The sequence below is a fragment of the Ruminococcus flavefaciens AE3010 genome, from assembly GCF_000526795.1.
GTDB lineage: Bacteria > Bacillota > Clostridia > Oscillospirales > Ruminococcaceae > Ruminococcus > Ruminococcus flavefaciens_D.
In genome coordinates this window covers 1,942,516-1,961,870 of record NZ_JAGT01000001.1, presented here as the reverse complement: position 1 = coordinate 1,961,870, position 19,355 = coordinate 1,942,516, and the positions used below count along the sequence as shown (strand labels likewise).

Sequence of the window (19,355 nt, the reverse complement as noted above, 5' to 3'; positions counted from 1 at the left end):
GTTTTCCGAAAAACATTAAGGGACGCCCTCTCTTGCAGGACCCCCTAATCGGGTCCGTCCCCTCTGTCGCGCTGCGACATCTCCCCACCCCGTGGGGAGTCACCCTCTCCCGAAAACAATTCACTGGATTGTTTTCGGGATTCACCCATGCGGTGACTCCCTATAGTATAGGGAGATGCCCGAAGGGCAGAGGGTCGTCGCTCCTGTTAGGAGCGCCTTCGTAAAGTTTCGCTGTTCTTTAAAAGCTGGGAACAGCGACCAGAGGCGCTGCCTCTGGACTCTGCCAAAGGAACACAGTCCCTTTGGAATCCCGTTCATATCCTCAGGACGTTATTATGTTAAATTATGATTTATCTCGGCAAAAAGATAAAGCCCCGAAGTGCATGTGAACACTTCGGGGCAAAACTTATATATAGGTATTTGTCTTATGCTGTTATTCGCCGTTGTTTTCCGCAGGCTGCTGCTGTTCAGCAGGCGGCTCTGTCGGCTCGGGTGGATTGGTAATTGGCTCAGGCGGATTTGTGATGGGCTCGGGCGGATCTGTCGGAGCCTGTGTTGTAGGCTGCGGAGCCTGAGTTGTGACCGCTGCTGCGGTAGTTGTAGGTGCTTCCGTTGCCTGTGCAGCTGTTGTCTGCTGTACTGACGCACTTGAGGAAGCGTAATAAACCGTCAGCTTTTTGCCGCTCTTGTTATTGAATGTGGAGTTAGGTGTTACCACCTTGCCGTCCACCTGTAATTCAATGATAGTATTTGCCTTGCCGTAGTAGTTCTTGGACTCGACGAACTGGTAGTTATGGTCGTGGATACCTGCTGTATCAAGAGCGTTCTTGTACTGCTCTACGGTGAGTCCCTGATAATCGGGGATAGTAGCAGTCTCCTTGCCCTTGCTGACCTTTATCTTTATAACGTCGCCCTGAGCGATCTTCTCGCCTGCCTTAACGCTCTGTTCAAAGATAACGTCGTTATCGTAATCGTTGTTGTATTCAAAATCAGCATCGAGAACGAATTCGTCCTTGTACTTATCCTTGGACAAGGTATAGAACTGCTTGACAAGGTTCGGCATTTCCACGTTTTTGTCCTTTGAGGAATTCGTGGTGCTCTGGACGATGTTATCCGATATGGACGATGAGCGTCGGCTGCTCTGGACAGTTGTCTCATCCTCCGGGGGAACTATCAGCTTGTAGAAGATGACGCCCAGTATCATCATAATAGCTAAGAACAGGAGAGCAACGATTATTGGTACCTTTATCCTGTCAACTGTATTTACCTTTTCATAGCTGTAGCTGTCATCGCGGCGGGGCTTCTTGTATACGGGAGCGCTGCGCTCGTGAATGACGTTCTGGGGATTTTCCTGTTGATATACAGGCTGTGGAGCAGATTCATGCAGAGCGGAAGCTGCTGTATTATTGCCGATACCGCTGCCGAGAAGAACGGTGCTTGTATTGTCAAGCTCTTCCTCCTCGTCCTCAGCAGGCTGTTCAAAGAGCTTTGTAACAAGCTCGGTGATAGTCTGTATACGGTCTCTGCCGTTTAGATTCATGCCCTCCATGATGACTCTTGACACATGGCGTGGGATACGTGAATCAAGCATATGAGGCTCGTGAAGGTCGTCGTGGGTCTGTCGGCTCATTGAGTCAACGGGCATACAGCCTGTGAGAGCTCTGTAAAGGAGCGCACAGACGCCGTAAACGTCCGTCCATGAACCCTGACGGCTGCTGCTGCTTGCGGAATACTGCTCGGGAGCTGCGTAGCCCTTGAAGAGCTCGTATTCCAGACCTGCATTTGCAGTTCTGACAGCTGAAACGCAGAAGCCGAAGAGTTTCAGCTCGCCCTTGTCGTTGATATAGACTGTATCAGGGCTGATAGCGCGGTGGATTATGCCTGCGTTATGGAGAATGCCGATGGTAGTGAACAGAGGAGGGAATATCTTAGCGACCTGTTCCCAGCTGAGCTCACCTGCATTTTCCTTGAGGTAATCCAGCATCTTAACGCCTTCGATGTATTCAAAAATGGTATATGTGGTGTTGTTCTCGGCGAACATATCCAGCACAGGCGGTATATTCGGATTGCTGCGGAGTCTCGCAAGAGACTTGTTGAGCTCGGTATACTCAGCCATAAACGCCTTGTACTTGGCAAGGTTGTTGTAGTTTACGCTGATTATAGCCTTATTCTTGACACGGGTGCAGAGGTTTATAGGCATATACTCTCTTATGAGCACCTTTTTGCCTGTAGTTGTATCAGCGCCGATATAGGTCGCGCCCTCGCCGTTGTATTCCAGAAGAACACCGCAGAGGTATTTGCTATGGAGTATCGTACCTGGTGGGACATACATGGGGTTATGTTCATCTGTTTCCACGTATCCGCAGGACGGACAAACGTGCATAGAATCGTCATATTTTTCCATGCATCTGTTGCAAAACTTACTATCTCCCAAAGCAGTTCCTCCTCCTAAAAGTAGTCAATGCACAAAATAGGCATCATATCTATTTTAGCAAGAAAAACAGAAATTGTCAACTGTTTGTTGATGAATAATCTGAGATACTGTGAATTTGTATTTTTTTTGTAATAATTTCATGGGAGAATTTTCTTATTTGTAATAATTAGTGGTTAGTGAGTAGTGAATAGAAAGTAGTATGGTTTTTGTTGATATAGCTTGCTGAGAATATGAACGGGATTCCAAAGGGACTGTGTTCCTTTGGCGGAGTCCGGAGGCAGGCTTAACCAGCCCGTCCCCTCTGTCAGCTTTGCTGACATCTCCCCATTTTATGGGGAGTCACCTCTGGTCGTTGTTCACAGTTTTCAGAGAACAGCGAAATATTACGAAGGCGCTCCTAACAGGAGCGGCGCCTGTTGGGCGCCGTTCCCTACAGATAGTCATTCGTAATTCGTCCACGCAAGCGACAAAATAATTATGCATTATGAATTATGAATTAAAAAAGCCACAGTACAGTGTACCGTGGCTTTGATGTTATTAAAGATTACCGCTGTTTACCGAGAGAATCTTCATTGAGCTGTACTGGAATGTACCGTCGTCTTTTTCGATAAGCTTGTACTCAGCCTGCTTGGAAACGGTCTTTTCCATCCACTGGGGAAGCTCTGCGATATAGTCAACAGTGAGAGTATACTCGCTGCCGTTCTTGGTAATGGACTTTATCTCGGGAGCGTATGTGTGGGTGATAGTCTTTACCTTTACGTTATAAGCGCCGTCGGAGTAGTAGAATCTGGACTCCACAGGACCAACGGTAGCATGTTCAAATGCGGGGATATTTGAGCCGAAGAGCTCAACTGCGTACTTCTCCACGTCAACATCGGGGATACTTATAGTATCAAGGGTTGGATCGTACTTTGATACCTTGTTGTCGTCCATGATGACAGACCATATGGTAGCCGTGATTATCTGCTCCGATGTGAGCTGTGAGGGATCGCTGAATGGCTCTATATCCATGATAGCCGCAGGGTAGATCATCTGTGTGAAGCTGTCCTTCTTGACCTCGCCCGATGTGAAGCTCTTAGCGAAGCCTATGCCCTTTGCGATAGTAGCGATGATGCCGATCACGGCAAAGGCTGTGAGGACTACGCCAAGCAGGGTGTAAAGGCGCTTCTTCTTCGGCGTATCGGTAACCTCTGATACTGAGCTTTCAACGTGTTCGCTGCGCTGTGCAATGAGCTCAGCAGGATCCTCGTCCAGTATCTTTGCAAAGGTGGACTCGGACTTTCGTGGCTTTTCGGCAGGCGACTCAGCCTTTGGAGCTTCCTCGGCGGTCTCCTGAGCTGTTTCCTCGGCGGCTTCCTCAGCCTCGAACATGGTCTCGGCGTTGACAGCCTCCTCATATTCGTCAACTGCTGCGGGAGCTTCCTCAGCGGCGTTTATAGCCTCGTCCACAGCGTCGGGAGCTACAGCGCCCAGCTGTGATCTTCTCATGTCTATGACCTGTCTCTGCTTGTCTGGAGAGAGGGCGTCAAATCGCTCCTTCAGGTCGGGAGTAAGACCGTTGATGATGTCCTCGTCGGTGAGGACAAGCTTCTCGGCAGTCTTTGAAGTATTTATATCAGCAATAGCCTCGGCAGCGTCCTCGCGGATATTATCCAGCATATTGCCCACCGGATCGCTGTATTCCTCGGCAGTGACATTCTCGTCGGGATGATTTATGGCAGCAATAGCTGCGTCGATAAGGTCTGTAGCGGAAACTGCGCTGTCGTCGCTCTCAAAGAGCCCCTCCTCGGGAGCTGTCTCCGTTTCGTGCTCGGGCTTTTCTTCTTCCTTGCCCTTGTTTATAAGCTTCTTGAAGAAGCCCATCTTCTTGGGCTTTTCAGCTTCCTCAGCGGCTTCCTCGAGAATCTCTGCGGGAGCTTCTGCTGCTTCGCCCAGAGCTTCGATAGCTGAATCAACTTCGTTCTCGGCAGCGGAAGAGTTTGCGATTATCTCCTCAGCAAGAGAAACGGGCTCGGCTGTTCTGGTCTCGGCTTCTTCCGCAAGACGGCGCATTTCCTCGATCTGACGCTGCTTTTCAGCTTCCTCAGCCTGTTTGCGCTGCTCGGCTTCCTCTGCAAGACGTGCCTGCATTGCCATTTCCTCAGCCTTGCGCTGCTTTTCAGCCTCTATCTGAGCGATACGGCGCTGTCTTTCGGCTTCTTCCGCAAGACGTGCCTGTTCAGCAGCCTCCGCAATGCGGCGCTGGCGCTCGGCTTCCTCAGCCTCTTTTGCCAGACGTCTCTGCTCAGCCTCTTCCATAAGGCGCTGTCTCTCGGCGGCAGCCTCGGCAGCTCTTCTTGCTCTTTCAGCGGCGTGAGCCTCCTCAGCAGCGACCTCGGCAGTCCGTGCAGCCTGCTTTTCACGCTCCTGTTCTTCGCGGCGGAGCGCTTCGTAGTCGGGCAGTTCGCCTGTTATAACTATCTTCTTTTTCTTGACGGGCTTTGGCAGCTCATCCGGCATGGGAACTGTGTCAAACACCCTTGTTACCTCCGCAGAAGCTTCTGTATGCATTACCTCTGCGATAATATTAGGTACTTCCTCCTCCTCGGGCTGTGCTTCGGACACAGGCTCGGAAATGGGGATATCTCTGGACGGGGGAGCGAATTCCCATACAGCAGGCGGTGTGTCATCGTGGACAACAGGCTGTTCCTCTATATGGTGCTTTTCCTCCTCGAGAGCGTGGAGCAGGTCATCGACGGACATGTCGTCGAATTTGCTTTTTCTTGCAGCTCTCGGAGTATTATGGCTTCTTGCGGGAGTGCTTCCGCTGCTTCCGCCGCCGTCCATAAGGCTGTTGAGCATATCGTCAAGATCTTTTCTAATAGCCATTTCGACCTCCAAAAATCAAATAAAATGCTGTATTTATCTTATCTGACCGTTACCGTTTATCAGATATTTTACTGTGGTAAGTTCTGTAAGCCCCATAGGACCTCTTGCGTGGAGCTTCTGTGTAGAAATGCCTATTTCTGCTCCGAAGCCGAATTCACCGCCGTCGGTGAAGCGAGTGGAAGCGTTTACGTATACTGCTGCTGCGTCCACCTGTCTCTGGAATTTCTGAGCGTTTTCAAGGGAGCTTGTAACGATGCACTCTGAATGCTTGGTGCTGTATTTTCTGATGTGAGCGATAGCTTCGTCGATATCGTCCACAACCTTTATTGCGATGATGAAATCATTGAATTCCGTTGCGTACTCCGTTTCAGTAGCCTTTTCCACGGAATCACCGAGGATAGCTATAGTTCTGTCGCAGCCGTAGAGCTTTACATTGTGCTCCTTGAAGCGGTCTGCTATGAGGGGCAGGAACTTGTCCGCGATGTCCTTGTGTACAAGAAGGCTCTCGATAGCGTTGCATACGGAAGGGCGCTGTGTTTTGGCGTTGTCGGTTATCTCCACAGCCATATCAAGGTCTGCGGAAGCGTCAACGTAAACGTGGCAGTTGCCTGCGCCTGTTTCGATAACAGGAACTGTAGCGTTCTTGACTACAGCCTGTATGAGGTTTGCGCTTCCTCTGGGGATAATAACGTCAACGTAGCCGTTGAGGCGCATTATCTCGGTAGTTGTCTCACGGTCGGTCTTGTCAACCACCTGTATCATATCAGCAGGGAGACCTGCTTCCTCGATGGCTTTTCTCATTATGTTACCAAGGCAGATATTGGAGTTTATAGCCTCCTTGCCGCCTTTCAGTATAACAACGTTGCCTGCCTTTAAGCAAAGTGCAGCTGCGTCAACTGTAACATTGGGGCGTGACTCGAAGATAATGCCGATAACTCCGAGAGGTACTCTTGTCTTGATTATCTGTAAGCCGTTGGGACGGACGCCGCCGCCGATGACCTCGCCGATAGGGTCTGCCAGTGCGATGAGCTCGTCAACGCCCTTGGCTATACCCTCGATACGCTTCACGTCAAGCTTCAGTCTGTCCTGCTTTGCTTCGGTCATGCCGTTAGCCTTTGCAGCGGCGATATCCTTGGCATTCTCGGCGATTATAAGCTCCTTGTTTGCAAGGAGAGCTTTTGATATAGCTGCGAGAGCGTTATTTTTCTGTGAAGTTGAAGCGCCTGCCGCAGCTGCCTCGGCAGCCTTGGCTCTTTTTCCCAGTTCCTCTGTATAACTCATATTTACACCTCTTGTATGTATATTCTTGTAATGATCGAATTAGGAAAGTATTTTCTTCCCTATTTCAATTTACAGTATTATTCGGTCTTGAACCATTCCAGCTCTGCGGCAGGAATAACTGTATAGTCATCAGCCTTGTCGCTCTGACGGAGATAAACGTTCCTTATGCCTGCCTGTATGATATGCCTTGCACATATGGGACAGGGCTTTGCTCTGTGTATGGAGCCGTCCGCGGGATTAACTCCCGTCAGATACAGGTCAGCCCCCACGGTTTGCTCACGGGAGCAGTTCAGCAGGGCGTTTGCCTCTGCGTGTACAGCTCTGCACATTCCGTAGCCGTCTCCCTGATGCATATCGCGGGCTATCCTCGGACATTCGCCTCTGTCGCAGCAGTTCTCCGTTCCACGGGGAGAGCCGTTGTAGCCTGTAGAGATAACAGCGTCGTTCTTTACTATGACAGCGCCGTACTTCCTTTTGAGACAGGTGCTTCTGTAGGCGAAGACCTCGGCGCAGTTGAGATAAGTATCGACTTTTGAAACGCGCTCTGCGCCCTTTGATATGACCATGGCTGTATTCCTTACTGAGCCTTGAAAAGCGTACCTATCTCCTTGTCCTCAAAGAGATCGTAAAGCTTTTCGGGGTCTTTTCCGTTCATGATTATCATGTCGATGCCTGCATTTGTAGCTATTTTAGCGGCAGTTATCTTTGTGGACATGCCGCCTGTTCCCAGACTTGTTCCTGCGCCTCCTGCCATAGCCTCTATCTCGGGAGTTATCTTCTCAACCAGCGGTATTGGCTTGGCGTCGGGATTCGTGCGGGGGTCGTCGTCATAGAGAGAGTCGATGTCGGAGAGTATCAGCAGAAGGTCTGCACGGGACAGCTCCGCAACAAGAGCGGAAAGGGAGTCATTCTCGCCAATTTCAAGCTCCAGCTCATCTATAGCAATGGTATCGTTTTCGTTGACTATGGGGATAACGTCCATACCCACCAGCTTTTCCACGGTATTCATGAAGTTCTCGCAGTGGTTGGGGTTATTGATTATGGTCTTGGTGAGCAGAATCTGCGCCACGGTGACGCTGTATTTAGCAAACATATCGTCGTATACGTGCATGAGCTCACACTGACCGATAGCGGCAACAGCCTGCTTGGTCTTGGTGTCCTTGGGCTTTTCGGGAAGTCCAAGCTTACCTGCGCCCAGTCCAACAGCTCCCGAGGATACCATGATTATCTCACGGCCCGAGTTGTGCAGGTCGGATATAACGCGGACCAGATTGGTCATGCGGCGTATATTGAGCTTGCCCGTCTTGTGAGCCAGGGTAGAGGTACCCAGCTTTATGACGATACGCTGTTTTTCGGATATATTTCTCATAGTTCTGACTTCTTTCAGTTGACTTTGTTTCGGGGAGTGCCGCTCTGCCATGCCCTGATGTTATCGCAGACGATATCCACGAGGCGCTGTCTCGTTTCGAGAGGAGCCCATGCGGTATGTGGAGTGATAACGCAGTTTTTAGCGCCCTTTAACGGCGTGTCGGGAGACATTGGCTCCTTTACCAGTACGTCAAGGTACGCAGCGGCTATCTTTCCGTCGTTAAGTGCCTGTGCAAGGTCTGCTTCGCTGACAACTCCGCCGCGTGAGGTATTCACCAGCATAGCGGTAGGCTTCATGTGTGAGAGGAGCTCGCTGTTGATGATGCCTGCGGTCTTGTCCGTAAGAGGACAGTGGAATGTGAGCACGTCAGCCTTTTCTGCCGCTGTGAACAGGTCTGTGACCTCATAAGGGCAGTCCTTTGGCTGAGTTCTTGTGCTTATGACGATGTTCATGCCGAAAGCGGCGCCTATTTCAGCCACCTTGCGTCCGATAGAGCCGTAGCCCACGATAGCGAGAGTCTTGCCTGCAAGCTCCGAAGTGGGAACGGGGAAGTAAGAGAATGCAGGAGAGCGCTCCCATTCGCCGTTTTTTACGGCGTTATCGTAGTCTCTTACGCGGCTGAAGCGGTCGAGTATGTAAGCGAAGGTCTGCTGAGCCACGGCGTTGGTGGAGTACTGTCCCGCATTGCATACAGTTATGCCTTTCTTAGCGGCGTATTCTACGTCCACGTTATTGTAGCCCGTAGCAAAAAGACCGATATATTTTATATTGGGGCAGGCGTCCATTACCTCCTTGGTGATGAGCACCTTGTTGCAGAGCACTATGTCTGCGTCGCCGATATTAGCGGCAGTCTCCTCGGGCTTGGTGAGGGGGATTATCTTCACGTCTCCCAGCTCTTCAAGCTGAGCAGTGGGGATATCGCCGCTTATGTTTACGGTGTACCAGTCGAGAGCAGCTATTTTCACGGCTTATTTCTCCTCGCTTTTCTTGCTGTCGGAAGCAGCGGCTTCCTCAGTCTTTTTCGGCTTGCACACAAAGGTGGAGATAAGTGCTGCCAAAATGAGTATGAACTCGATCAGTCCAACTGTGTAGAAAAGAGTTTTGTTCTCGGATACCCACAGCAGCAGGGATATAGGAGGAGCGATAGCGAAAATAAGCTGAAAGGGCTTCTTCTGTACAGCAAATCTGTAAGCAAAGAAAATTATCGAGATGATAACCAGTGAAAGGTGCATTGTAAAGCCGAATGGGAATATGGAAGGATGCTCCGCATCGGAGATCTGTGCTATAGTGGAAATCATATTCAAAAGGTTCATAATTACTCCGATCTTCCGTCCGAAAAGGCGCACTGCGCAGGGGACGGATATATTAAAAGTTGCATAAGTCTGCACATTACAGTATAACACAAACAGTGGGAAATTTCAACTATTCTTTTAAAAAATACACAAAAAATTTATGGCGCATAGGTTCAGATTTTCGGCTGTTTTTAACAGAGGGGTTGAATTTGCCGCCGCTATAACGTATAATATATTAGAGTAACAAAAATGCGTTTTTACTGATTAATGATAAAGTTAAGAGTTGAGAGTTAATGTGTTTGCTTCGCTCACGCTATTTAGATAATGTCGCCGCAGGCGACACCGCAACTGTCAACTCTAAACTCTCAACTCTCAACTTAAGAAAGGTGCATTTTATGATATATATGCTTGAAGATGAGCAGGGTATCCGCGATTTCGTGCTGTATGCCCTGAGAAACAGCGGCATGGAGGCCGAGGGCTTCGAGACGCCGAGCGCTCTCCGCGAGGCAATGGCAAAGGAGCTTCCCGAGCTGCTGCTGCTGGACAGAATGCTTCCCGAGGAGGACGGACTGACCGTGCTGAAAAAGCTCCGCAGCGCTCCCGAAACACGGAAGCTCCCCGTGATAATGCTGACCGCCAAGGACACCGAGCTCGACAAGGTCGAGGGGCTGGACAGCGGCGCTGATGATTACATTGCAAAGCCCTTCGGCATGATGGAGCTCATGTCGCGCATAAAGGCGCTTCTGCGCCGTACTTCTGATATTCCGGCAGAGGCGGAAAAACTGGAGCTTTCGGGGCTTTCCATTTATCCCTCGAAGCATGAGGTCTTTGCGGACGGCGAAAAGGTAACTCTGACTCTTAAAGAGTACGACCTGCTGCTTTTCCTTGTGAAGAACAGGGGGGAGGTATTCTCCCGTGACAGGCTGCTCCGTGAGATATGGGGCTATGACTTCTCGGGCGAGAGCCGTACAGTTGACGTTCACGTCAGGACTCTCCGCTCAAAGCTGGGAGGCTGCGGAGAGCTTATACAGACTATCCGCGGCGTAGGCTACAAGGCAGGTGATGAGCCCGATGACTAAGAAAATATTCCTGAGTATCGTGACTATCTGCGGTATTTCCGTCATAGCGGTAATGCTGCTCATTACGGCACTCATAAACGACAGGACTGCGGACAGTGCTTCGGAGCAGGCAAGGAGTGAAGCGCGGCTCATAGCCTCCGCTGTGGAAAAGGGCGGCAGCGATTACCTCTTTGATACGGACTTCGGCGATGATATCCGCGTGACGTGGATAGACAGCGGCGGAAAGGTGCGATTCGACTCCGCGCAGGACGCGGATTCCCTTGAAAACCACGCCGACCGCGAGGAGATATCACAGGCTTTGCAAACAGGGGAGGGCAGCTCCTCACGCTATTCCGAGACCATAATGAAAAAGACTGTGAACCATGCGGTAAGGCTCAGTGACGGCTCTGTAATAAGAGTTTCGGGAGCTCACAGCTCCTTTGCCGCACAGCTTCTGAAGCTGATAAATCCCATACTGCTCATACTTGCGGCAGCTGCGCTGTTTTCGGCACTTTCCGCAAGCGCCGTATCACGCAATATAGTCAAGCCCATCAACGACATTGACCTTGAACACCCCGACGCGCAGAAGAACTACAAGGAGCTTGCGCCCCTGCTGGAAAAGCTGCGCACCCAGAACAGCAAGGTAAGCCGACAAATGGACGAGATACAGAGCAGGCGCGAGCAGTTCAGCCTTATGACCGAGAGCATGACCGAGGGACTTATTATCGCAGACCCCAAGCTCATGGTGCTTGCCTGCAATACTGCGGCGCTGAAGCTTCTCGGCACGGGCAGCTTCACCATGGGACAGAGCATATACGCTCTCAATAATTCCGATGTTTTCCGCCGCTGTATGCTCAACGCTCTTGGAGGCAGGCGCTCCGAGTGCATACTCCGTACAGGGGGCGGTCAGCGCGAGGTCATCGCCAGTCCTGCCAACAGCATTGATATGGTCTGCGGACTGGTGGTGTTCATCATGGACGTTACCGAAAAACAGGAGCTTGAGACCATGCGCCGCGAATTTACGTCAAATGTGTCCCATGAGCTGAAAACTCCACTGACCACTATTTATGGTACGGCGGATATGCTTGCAGGCGGTATGGTACAGCCCGAGGACGTTGCGCAGTTCGGCGGCAATATCCGCAGCGAAGCCGAAAGGCTCATAAACCTTATCAACGATATCATATCCCTTTCCAAGCTGGACGAGGATACAGCTCCTCATGAAAGCGAGAATGTGGAGCTCTACGGGCTTGCTGAGGAGATACTTGACCGCCTGAAGCTCAGTGCCGAGGAAAAGGGCGTTACAGTGTCTCTTGCAGGCGAAAGGGTGTCCCTGCTGGGCAGCAGGACCATTCTCAGCGAGGTGCTGTACAATCTCTGCGATAACGGCATAAAGTACAATGTCAGCGGCGGAAAGCTTGAAGTGAAGATATCTCACGCTCCTCAGCGCGCTATAATAACCGTCAGCGATACGGGAATAGGCATACCAAAGCAGCATATAGGGCGTATTTTCGAGCGCTTTTACCGTGTTGACAAGAGCCGCTCCCGCAAGATAAAGGGTACGGGTCTGGGACTTTCCATTGTCAAGCACGGAGTTATGTACCACAACGGAACTGTCCATGTGGACAGCGAATCGGGCAGGGGAACGGTATTTACCGTGGAGCTGCCCATTGAAAAGAAAAACAACGAGCAAGGAGATAATATATGAGCAGGACTATTACTGCTGAGGAGATAAAAGACCTTGAAGGCGCTGTGCTTGTGGATATAAGAGACAGCTCCGCCTTTGAGTACGGACATATCAGCGGAGCTGTGAATATGCCGCAGGAGCAGGTCCTCACGGCGGAGCTCCCCTGTGACAAAAAGATAGTGATATACTGCAAGAGCGGTATCATCAGCGGAGATATAGCCGACAGGCTCTGCGATAAGGGCTATGACGCATACGACCTTGCAGGAGGCTATGTGGACTGGCTTCGCAGGAAAATGGAGCAGCGTGACGTCACGGAAGCGGTAGAGCTGAGCCTGCGGAAGAAGTTCAAGAAATCCATATGGTGCAAGTTCACCAAGGCGATAAACGAGTATGAGCTGGTGCAGCCAAATGACAGGATAGCTGTCTGTATATCGGGCGGCAAGGACTCCATGCTCATGGCGAAGCTTTTTCAGGAGCTGAAACGCCACGACAAATTCCCATTTGAGGTGGTATTTCTTGTTATGGACCCGGGGTACAGTCCCGAAAACCGCAGGGTTATCGAGGAAAATGCCCGTTCAATGTCCATACCCGTCCATATTTTTGAGTCGGATATATTCGATTCTGTGTACAATATTGAGAAGAACCCCTGTTACATATGTGCGAGAATGCGCCGCGGCTATCTCTACAGCCACGCAAAGGCGCTGGGCTGCAACAAAATAGCTCTGGGACACCATTTTGACGACGTCATCGAGACGATCCTCATGGGTATGCTCTACGGCGGACAGGTGCAGACCATGATGCCCAAGCTACACAGCACCAACTTTGAGGGCATGGAGCTCATAAGGCCCCTGTATCTGGTGCGTGAAGCCGAGATAAAGCACTGGCGGGACTACAACGATCTGCACTTTATACAGTGCGCCTGTAAATTCACCGATACCTGCACTACCTGTGCGCCCGACAGCCGTTCCGTGTCAAAGCGTCTGGAGATAAAGAACCTCATTGCGGAGCTGAAAAAGGTGAATCCGCAGGTGGAGAAGAATATCTTCCGCAGCGTGGAGAACGTCAACGTGAACACTGTCATCGCCTATAAGGACAACGAGGGAGTTCACCGTTTCACCGATAATTACAGCCGTAATCTGTAGGGGCGGATATTATCCGCCCGAGCTTTTAGCCGTTAGCTATTAGCTTTAGGTTGGCGGCACCTATGAATTGGATTCTGTATGTAGGGGACGGCGGCTTCGACGTCCCTTAACGTGCGGATAGTATTCACCCCTAATGATCACTGATCACTTGAAACTAAAAATCCCGAAAGCGTAGTGCTTTCGGGATTTTTTGCTATATTAGGCTTATTACTGCCAGAATATGATGAGGTCTTCAGCTCTGTCAAGAACAGCAGGACAGTGCTGTATCATGGAGCTGCCGTTTATATCCAGACAGAGTGCCAGCGTGAACACTATGGTCGCAGCCATTGAAACGCCTGCGAGGATATATCTGCCCTTGTTTTCATGGGGCTTGCTGCAGCCGCGGAAGATTCCCAGCATTGCCACGATGAACAGCAGAGGTGTGAAGTCGAAGAGATAATGGGTAACTATTCCGCCCAGTGACATATCCAGCCATGCTGTTATGAATGAAACCGCAAGGCATATCCATATCAGCTGTCGTCTGCTGCGGTCGGGAAGCTCCTTTGACTTCTTTCCGAAAGCATAGGGCAGCATGAATGCTCCGAACATCAGAACAGGGAACATGAGAGCTCCGCAGCCTGACGAGATATAGGTATATGCAGGGTAATTCTCAAGATATACGGGAGCTGTCTCAATGAACGGGAATGAGCTCCTCAGCTTCGGCGGATGAATGAAATAGTGAATGACAGCGTCGGGGATACGGGCGAGTGAGAGCTTGTTTGCACCTGCGTTGCTGACTGTGAGCTGATATATAGCTCCGAACTGGAAAGGTGAATCAAAACGTGCGGCATTGTACTTCATGATAAGTACAGCACCTGTCATAAGCGGTATCAAAAAGCTTGCCGCAAGGGCGATGCGCCACGGTAGCTTTTCTTTTTTATCGAAAAGGATCCTCCAGAAATACGGTACGAGGATAGCTGCACAAAGAGCTATGGTCGGGCGTGAAGCCACGCACAGTGCCAGAGCAGCGCCGCTGAAGAACAGCAGCAGGGGCTTCAGCTTTTTGTTCTTGGTGGTTATGGCGGTCATTCCTGCTGAAAGGCACAGCATTATGTAGCACAGACCTGTTGCCGACGGTACTGTGTACCTGTCTATGCAGTTGGCTGTGAACCATATTCCGATAGTTGCAGCTGCCGTTGGCATTATCAGCAGGAGCAGAAGCAGGTTCGGTTTCAGCTTTAACAGCTTTATTGCTGCAAGTACAGTCAGGCACATGAACATGAGTCCCATTATGATAAAGAAGTTATTTGCCATTGCCATGGTGGGCACATAACCTGTTACCTTGTAATAGGGATAATAAAAGGTAATAACGGGAGCAGCTCCGAAATAGCAGTAATAGTGTCCTTTGTAATAGGCGTAATCCCAGAGGAAATCCACACCCTTATCGGATCTTTCACTGTCATCGTAGACGTTGTCGAGATTTTCAAGCTCGGGGGCGACCTTGGCGTTAAGATAGACCTGACCATTTAGGAATGCCTGTAAAGTTGAAGCATAGGGATCGTCCAAGTAGTCGGCATCGGAGGCGTATTCTCTCGGAGTCTGGTCGGGAGCGCTGAAAAAGTAGCCTGTGAATATGACGAGCAGCATCATTGCCGCAACAGCGATTATATGGGAATTCTTCCTGTTGTCGTAGGTCACTTCGCAGAAGCGGTATATCTTTATGGCGGCAAGGAGCATCACCAGTGTCAGCAGTGAGAAGAATCTTATATCCGAGAAAGCGTAGGCAGGCTTGCTGAGTACTCTTATATTGCGGATAGTCATTTTGCCGCCGACGCCGTCGATATTTATTCTGAGGCTTCTCAGAGTTTTATAGGGCTTGAAGCTCATGGAGAGCTTTGTATCCTGTCCGCTGATACGCTTATGCTGGAGGGTATATTCACGCAGCGAGAGATTATCGTCGGTAATGCTGAGCTTAACGTCGAAGGGCGGGATAGGTTCTTCGGCGTCGAATTCCATTTCGATATCGTTTATATCGTCGGGGAGATCATTGATCGTAAGCTTGGAATTGCCGCATTCCACAGTTATCTCCTCGTCTGCTGTTGCGCCTGCGGAGCCTGTTATTTCCATATTGCTGGGCAATAACTCTTCGTTTACGTAGACAGTGCCGAAGCTTTTGCCGTTGAATATGAACACCTCGGCTGTGAGCAGTATCAAAGCACATAATGCGCCTGTGTTGAGGAGCTTGCCAAGTTTTTCATCTGAATATCTGCCTGCAAGAAGCGCTCCGAAAGCGAGCAGGCTCGAAACAGTCATGGCAGCGGCAGAAAGACCGCTTTCGCCGTTTATCATGTTTGACGCGGTGATCGCATGCAGCAGCAGAAATATACACAGGAGCAGACAGGCTGCACCTATGAGTTTTTTTCGGAATTTTCCCGCAGTATCGGCGAATTTTTTATCGCTGCCGAATTTCTTTTCAAGTAAAGTGTCGGCTGCAAAGGCTGCACCGAAGCATATGACAGGTATAATAGCAGATAAAAGCATAAAGAGCTCTCCTTTTGACGATTTTTGAGGTATCTATTAATTAGACGTATATACACGCGAAATCTCTCACCTTTTTTGAAAAAAATCTTTATTTCAAATAAAAACAGTGACTTTATTATTATACGCTGACATGGAAGGTCAAATCAAGAGGAAATGCTGCCTGTCCGTATTTTTTTATGGAATTTCGGCAGTTTGTACATAATTTCTCAGTATAAGCTCTTTGCAGGTCTGTGCGTCTGAAAGAAAAATATACTGACCGGCCATAGTTTGTCAACAGCAGGTGTATTTAAAGCACATTATTTACCGCAATTGTTGACAAAAATAGTGTATTATGATAAACTGAAAGTATAAGGGGAGCTCTGCGTGCTCCTACGAAATGACAGGAGGTAAAAGGCAATGGACATAAAAAATCATATCAGGGCGCTTGTTACGGCAGCTGTTATGGCTGCGGCACCTATGGCTGTAAATATCTCATCGGCTTCGGCTGAGGATTATATAGTCGAGAATGCTCAGGTGCTCACCCTCTTCGGAGATGTAAACTTCGACGGCAATGTAGGTATCTCGGACGCTGTTCAGCTCAACCGCTATCTGCTGGGACGCATCAGCGAGCTTGGCAACATCAGGAACGCCGATCTTCTGGCTGACGGTGTTATCGACATTTATGACATGGTATACCTGCGAAAGCAGCTGGTGGCTGAGAACAAGCCTGCGGGCACAAAGCTCAGCATAAAGGTCGTGGATATGATGTCGGGCGAACCTCTTGATAATGCTGACATCTGGCTTAACGAGATGAACGGAGACTATCTGTATGACATCGGCGACACTATTTCTACCGGCGGCGAGGACGTGAATTATTACGGACTTCCCGATGATAAGGATTATAAGTATTTTCTTACCGTAGAGAATCTTCCTAAGGGCTACGGCGGCGGATACGGGATATGGGATCATGTAGTCATCTTCGATATCGAAGCAGGCACAGCCGAGAAAGAGCTTGTTGTAAGAGTTGCTGCCGATGATGCGGAAAAGAATGTCAAGTTCACCCATATGGACTGGTGTCAGGGAAGAGAAAATATTGGCTACGGCAACCTCTTTATCACTGACAAGGAGGGTAATTATTACTATCAGAGACAGTATACGGGAGAAATGGCGCTTCCTGACGGCGAATATCACGCTGATTTCAATTTCTTTGATTATCCCGTTGCTTTTGTTGAGCCTGACAGCGATTTCGCTAAAAGTCTCATGGAAAATTATCCCGATGCCAAGTTTGAGGATCTCTCAAAGGGCATAGACTTCTCGGTAGTGAATGGCAAGCCCGACAGAGAACTGTTCCTTAACTTCGGTCCTATGGAGGATTCGGGCAATACTATCAATGTAAGCTGCTATGACAGTCTTACAGGCAAGCCGCTTGAGGGCGTTGAGCTCTCGCTTGTTGAAGCTCCCTACAGCTACGCTAAGAAAACGACATGGACCTCCGACGGTACCACAAAGGTATTCAACGATCTCTACCGTACAGGCTACGACTGCTATAAGGTCGTGGTCGAAAGAGTTCCCGAGGGGTATATACAGAGTTCAAGAGATCAGGGTGTGGGCTTTGGTTATGTGTATAACTATTCCACTAATTTCGATTTCTATTTCACGCCCTATGACGGCGAGAAAAATCTTTCCTTCGACGTTCTGACATGGCCCGATAAGCAGCCGTATACAGGCAATTGCACATACACTGTTATGCAGGGCAATTCAGTAGTTCTTTCAGGCGTAAAGCCCGGTGAGAAGTTCGGTATCAAGGACGGAGAATATATGATCTATGCTGAATCATACGATGAAGACGAGCCCTTCCGCGGCGCATGGATCAATTCAGAGCTTGGTCAGGAGCTTGCGAAGGAAACAGATGTATTCGCTGACGGAGCTGCATTCAAGTCGGATATGGCAAAGTTCACAGTAAAGGACGGAAAGCTTGATAAGGTCATCACTCTCTATGTGGGCGCCAAGGAAAAAGGAATGTCCGATTTTGAAAGAGAAGAAATAGAAAATCAGAAACGTGAGGAAGAGGAGCGCCTACAGAAAGAAGAGGAATATCAGAAATTGCTTCTCGAGGAAGCTGAAAAAGAATAAAGCAGTTTGCGACCGCTTATAAGTACTGTTTTTCAATAACGCAGAAAAGCGCTTTCGTTTTTACGGAAGCGCTTTTTATATTCATTAGTTTGAACATTAATTTCCATGTAATAAAAAATCATTGCGGGGCTATACTACTATCACGGCATCAAATTAAATTCAAGGAGATAACAGAAATGAGCAATAACAGCAATAACAAGGGCGTAATGACTGAAAAGGGCAGAGAGGCTCTTGAAAGATTCAAGATGGAGTCTGCAAACGAGCTTGGTATCAATCTCAAGCAGGGCTACAACGGTGATCTTACTTCCCGTGAAGCAGGTTCGATCGGCGGCAGCATGGTCAATATGATGTGTCCGGAACAACAATGGAATTTTACGCGAAATGATATGAGATCAATGGGGCACAGGAGAGTGCTTACATATTCGATGCAGGTGGGAATATAGGCATATAAAAAGGAAGATGAAAACAGCTCCCGTCCGATCATGGACAGGAGCTGCTGCAATATCAATGAACTTATCTTAAAGCATCAGCTTTCAGATGCTTTCTGCTCTGACTCTTTTGTATCACTGTTATCATTTTTTTCGGAGACATTATCTATAACAGCTCCTAAAACAGTGGGCAGAACATTGGATATGATAGTGATCATGGTTGCGATCTTTTGCGCTTTTATTATACCCAGTGCATTGTTGATGAATGTATTGCTTATCACGGAAGAAGCCATTTCAAAGCTTTCTGCTGAAAGCATTACAGCAAACATAAGCCTCTGGTTTTTATTCACTGATTTTTCGTCAAAGCCTTTGCAGCCGTCAAGGAAAGTATCGGCTTCTAATATCTCAGCGGCAATTGCTTCGGGAGCTTCATCAATGCCGATCAGTGTCCCGAGGGCAGAAAAAGCGCATCCGCCCGTAATATCAGCCTTGTTGTCCTTCAGTATGTTATAAATGCTGATGACCTTATCACATTTTTCCCTGATATTTCCGTCTGTCAGTGCAAGTATCTCGCTGAGTCCCTGCACAGAATCAGGATCTGCTTTGATTTTGCAGGTTTTTCTCAGGTAATCAAAGCACTCATTCATGTCGCTGATCATCGTATCAACAGGTCTGTCTGAAAGAGCGAGGAGTATCACATAGGAAATATCCTCTGAGCCTGTGAGTATGGGGTGCTGCTTTTCCATTTGCTTCATGATCTCGTTATGCTTTTCAACGATCTCATCAGCGCTATCCTGTTTTCCCAGGTCACAAATAAGCATTGCAGCAAGGACCATGTAGGAATTGTCCCTGAACTTTCCCTTGTGCAGCTTCTTATAGACTGCCTTGACATCTTCTATGTACTGTTCGGGAGCTTCGGACAGTGCCATTTCACTGAGCAGAGCAAGCTTCACAGCATCTCTGTATTCGGAAAAAAATCCTGTATGCTTATTGAGCAGCTTGCGGCATTCAGTCAGCTTTTCAATATCAGCTTCTTTGTCGGCACCTGTAAATATCAGTCCTGCCGCTATGCTCATCATACCTTTTTCAAGCATGAACTTCTTTGAAACGGCATTGCGGTTCCTTAAAAAAAGATCACACTTATTCCTTAACCTTTCAGTCATATGC

Annotated in this window: 14 protein-coding genes; 5 read left to right on the top strand and 9 right to left on the bottom strand. The window is 49.0% G+C overall.

Going from position 1 to position 19,355, the window contains the following annotated elements:
• Window positions 1-433: 433 nt before the first annotated feature.
• The 7 genes from N774_RS17225 to N774_RS0108420 form a co-directional block, all read right to left on the bottom strand.
• Window positions 434-2,434 (bottom strand): protein kinase domain-containing protein, encoded by a 2,001-nt coding sequence (locus N774_RS17225; protein ID WP_024860829.1) that lies wholly within the window; start codon window positions 2,432-2,434, stop codon window positions 434-436.
• A gap of 537 nt (window positions 2,435-2,971) precedes the next feature.
• Window positions 2,972-5,302, bottom strand: coding sequence for a hypothetical protein (locus N774_RS18225; RefSeq protein WP_024860828.1), 2,331 nt, complete (start codon window positions 5,300-5,302; stop codon window positions 2,972-2,974).
• Window positions 5,303-5,335: 33 nt separating this feature from the next.
• Entirely contained in the window at window positions 5,336-6,583 is a 1,248-nt protein-coding gene (locus tag N774_RS0108440; protein ID WP_024860827.1) for a glutamate-5-semialdehyde dehydrogenase, read from the bottom strand.
• Window positions 6,584-6,660: 77 nt separating this feature from the next.
• Entirely contained in the window at window positions 6,661-7,149 is a 489-nt protein-coding gene (locus N774_RS0108435) for a deoxycytidylate deaminase (protein WP_024860826.1), read from the bottom strand.
• 11 nt (window positions 7,150-7,160) lie between these two features.
• Window positions 7,161-7,952 (bottom strand): glutamate 5-kinase, encoded by a 792-nt coding sequence (gene proB / locus N774_RS0108430; protein ID WP_024860825.1) that lies wholly within the window; start codon window positions 7,950-7,952, stop codon window positions 7,161-7,163.
• A 14-nt stretch (window positions 7,953-7,966) separates the two neighbouring features.
• The gene (locus N774_RS0108425) at window positions 7,967-8,917 is read right to left on the bottom strand and encodes a D-2-hydroxyacid dehydrogenase (RefSeq protein ID WP_024860824.1); all 951 of its coding nucleotides are present in this window, start codon (window positions 8,915-8,917) and stop codon (window positions 7,967-7,969) included.
• Between the two features lie 3 nt (window positions 8,918-8,920).
• Window positions 8,921-9,265 carry a hypothetical protein gene (locus N774_RS0108420; protein WP_024860823.1) on the bottom strand — a complete coding sequence of 115 codons (345 nt, stop codon included), beginning with the start codon at window positions 9,263-9,265 and terminating at the stop codon, window positions 8,921-8,923.
• Window positions 9,266-9,639: 374 nt separating this feature from the next.
• Between N774_RS0108420 and N774_RS0108415 the strand changes: the two genes are divergently transcribed.
• From N774_RS0108415 to N774_RS0108405, 3 genes are read left to right on the top strand one after another with little or no spacing between them, the layout of a single operon-like run.
• Window positions 9,640-10,323 (top strand): response regulator transcription factor, encoded by a 684-nt coding sequence (locus tag N774_RS0108415; RefSeq protein WP_024860822.1) that lies wholly within the window; start codon window positions 9,640-9,642, stop codon window positions 10,321-10,323.
• On the top strand, window positions 10,316-12,007 hold the full coding sequence (locus N774_RS0108410) for an ATP-binding protein (protein ID WP_024860821.1): 1,692 nt from the start codon (window positions 10,316-10,318) through the stop codon (window positions 12,005-12,007). Before N774_RS0108415 ends, N774_RS0108410 begins: the two co-directional genes overlap by 8 nt.
• Window positions 12,004-13,128, top strand: coding sequence for an ATP-binding protein (locus tag N774_RS0108405; protein WP_024860820.1), 1,125 nt, complete (start codon window positions 12,004-12,006; stop codon window positions 13,126-13,128). Before N774_RS0108410 ends, N774_RS0108405 begins: the two co-directional genes overlap by 4 nt.
• Window positions 13,129-13,335: 207 nt before the next feature.
• Here N774_RS0108405 and N774_RS0108400 read toward each other — a convergent pair whose 3' ends face one another.
• Window positions 13,336-15,648 (bottom strand): hypothetical protein, encoded by a 2,313-nt coding sequence (locus N774_RS0108400; RefSeq protein WP_024860819.1) that lies wholly within the window; start codon window positions 15,646-15,648, stop codon window positions 13,336-13,338.
• Window positions 15,649-16,044: 396 nt separating this feature from the next.
• Here N774_RS0108400 and N774_RS0108395 point away from each other — a divergent pair, with 396 nt between their 5' ends.
• Both N774_RS0108395 and N774_RS20130 read left to right on the top strand, forming a co-directional pair.
• The gene (locus N774_RS0108395) at window positions 16,045-17,760 is read left to right on the top strand and encodes a dockerin type I repeat-containing protein (protein WP_024860818.1); all 1,716 of its coding nucleotides are present in this window, start codon (window positions 16,045-16,047) and stop codon (window positions 17,758-17,760) included.
• A gap of 176 nt (window positions 17,761-17,936) precedes the next feature.
• Window positions 17,937-18,203, top strand: a complete 267-nt coding sequence (locus tag N774_RS20130; protein WP_024860817.1) for an alpha/beta-type small acid-soluble spore protein — start codon at window positions 17,937-17,939, stop codon at window positions 18,201-18,203.
• Between the two features lie 83 nt (window positions 18,204-18,286).
• Here the strand turns inward: N774_RS20130 and N774_RS0108385 are convergent, their stop codons facing one another.
• Entirely contained in the window at window positions 18,287-19,351 is a 1,065-nt protein-coding gene (locus tag N774_RS0108385; RefSeq protein ID WP_024860816.1) for a DUF4003 family protein, read from the bottom strand.
• Window positions 19,352-19,355: the final 4 nt, after the last annotated feature.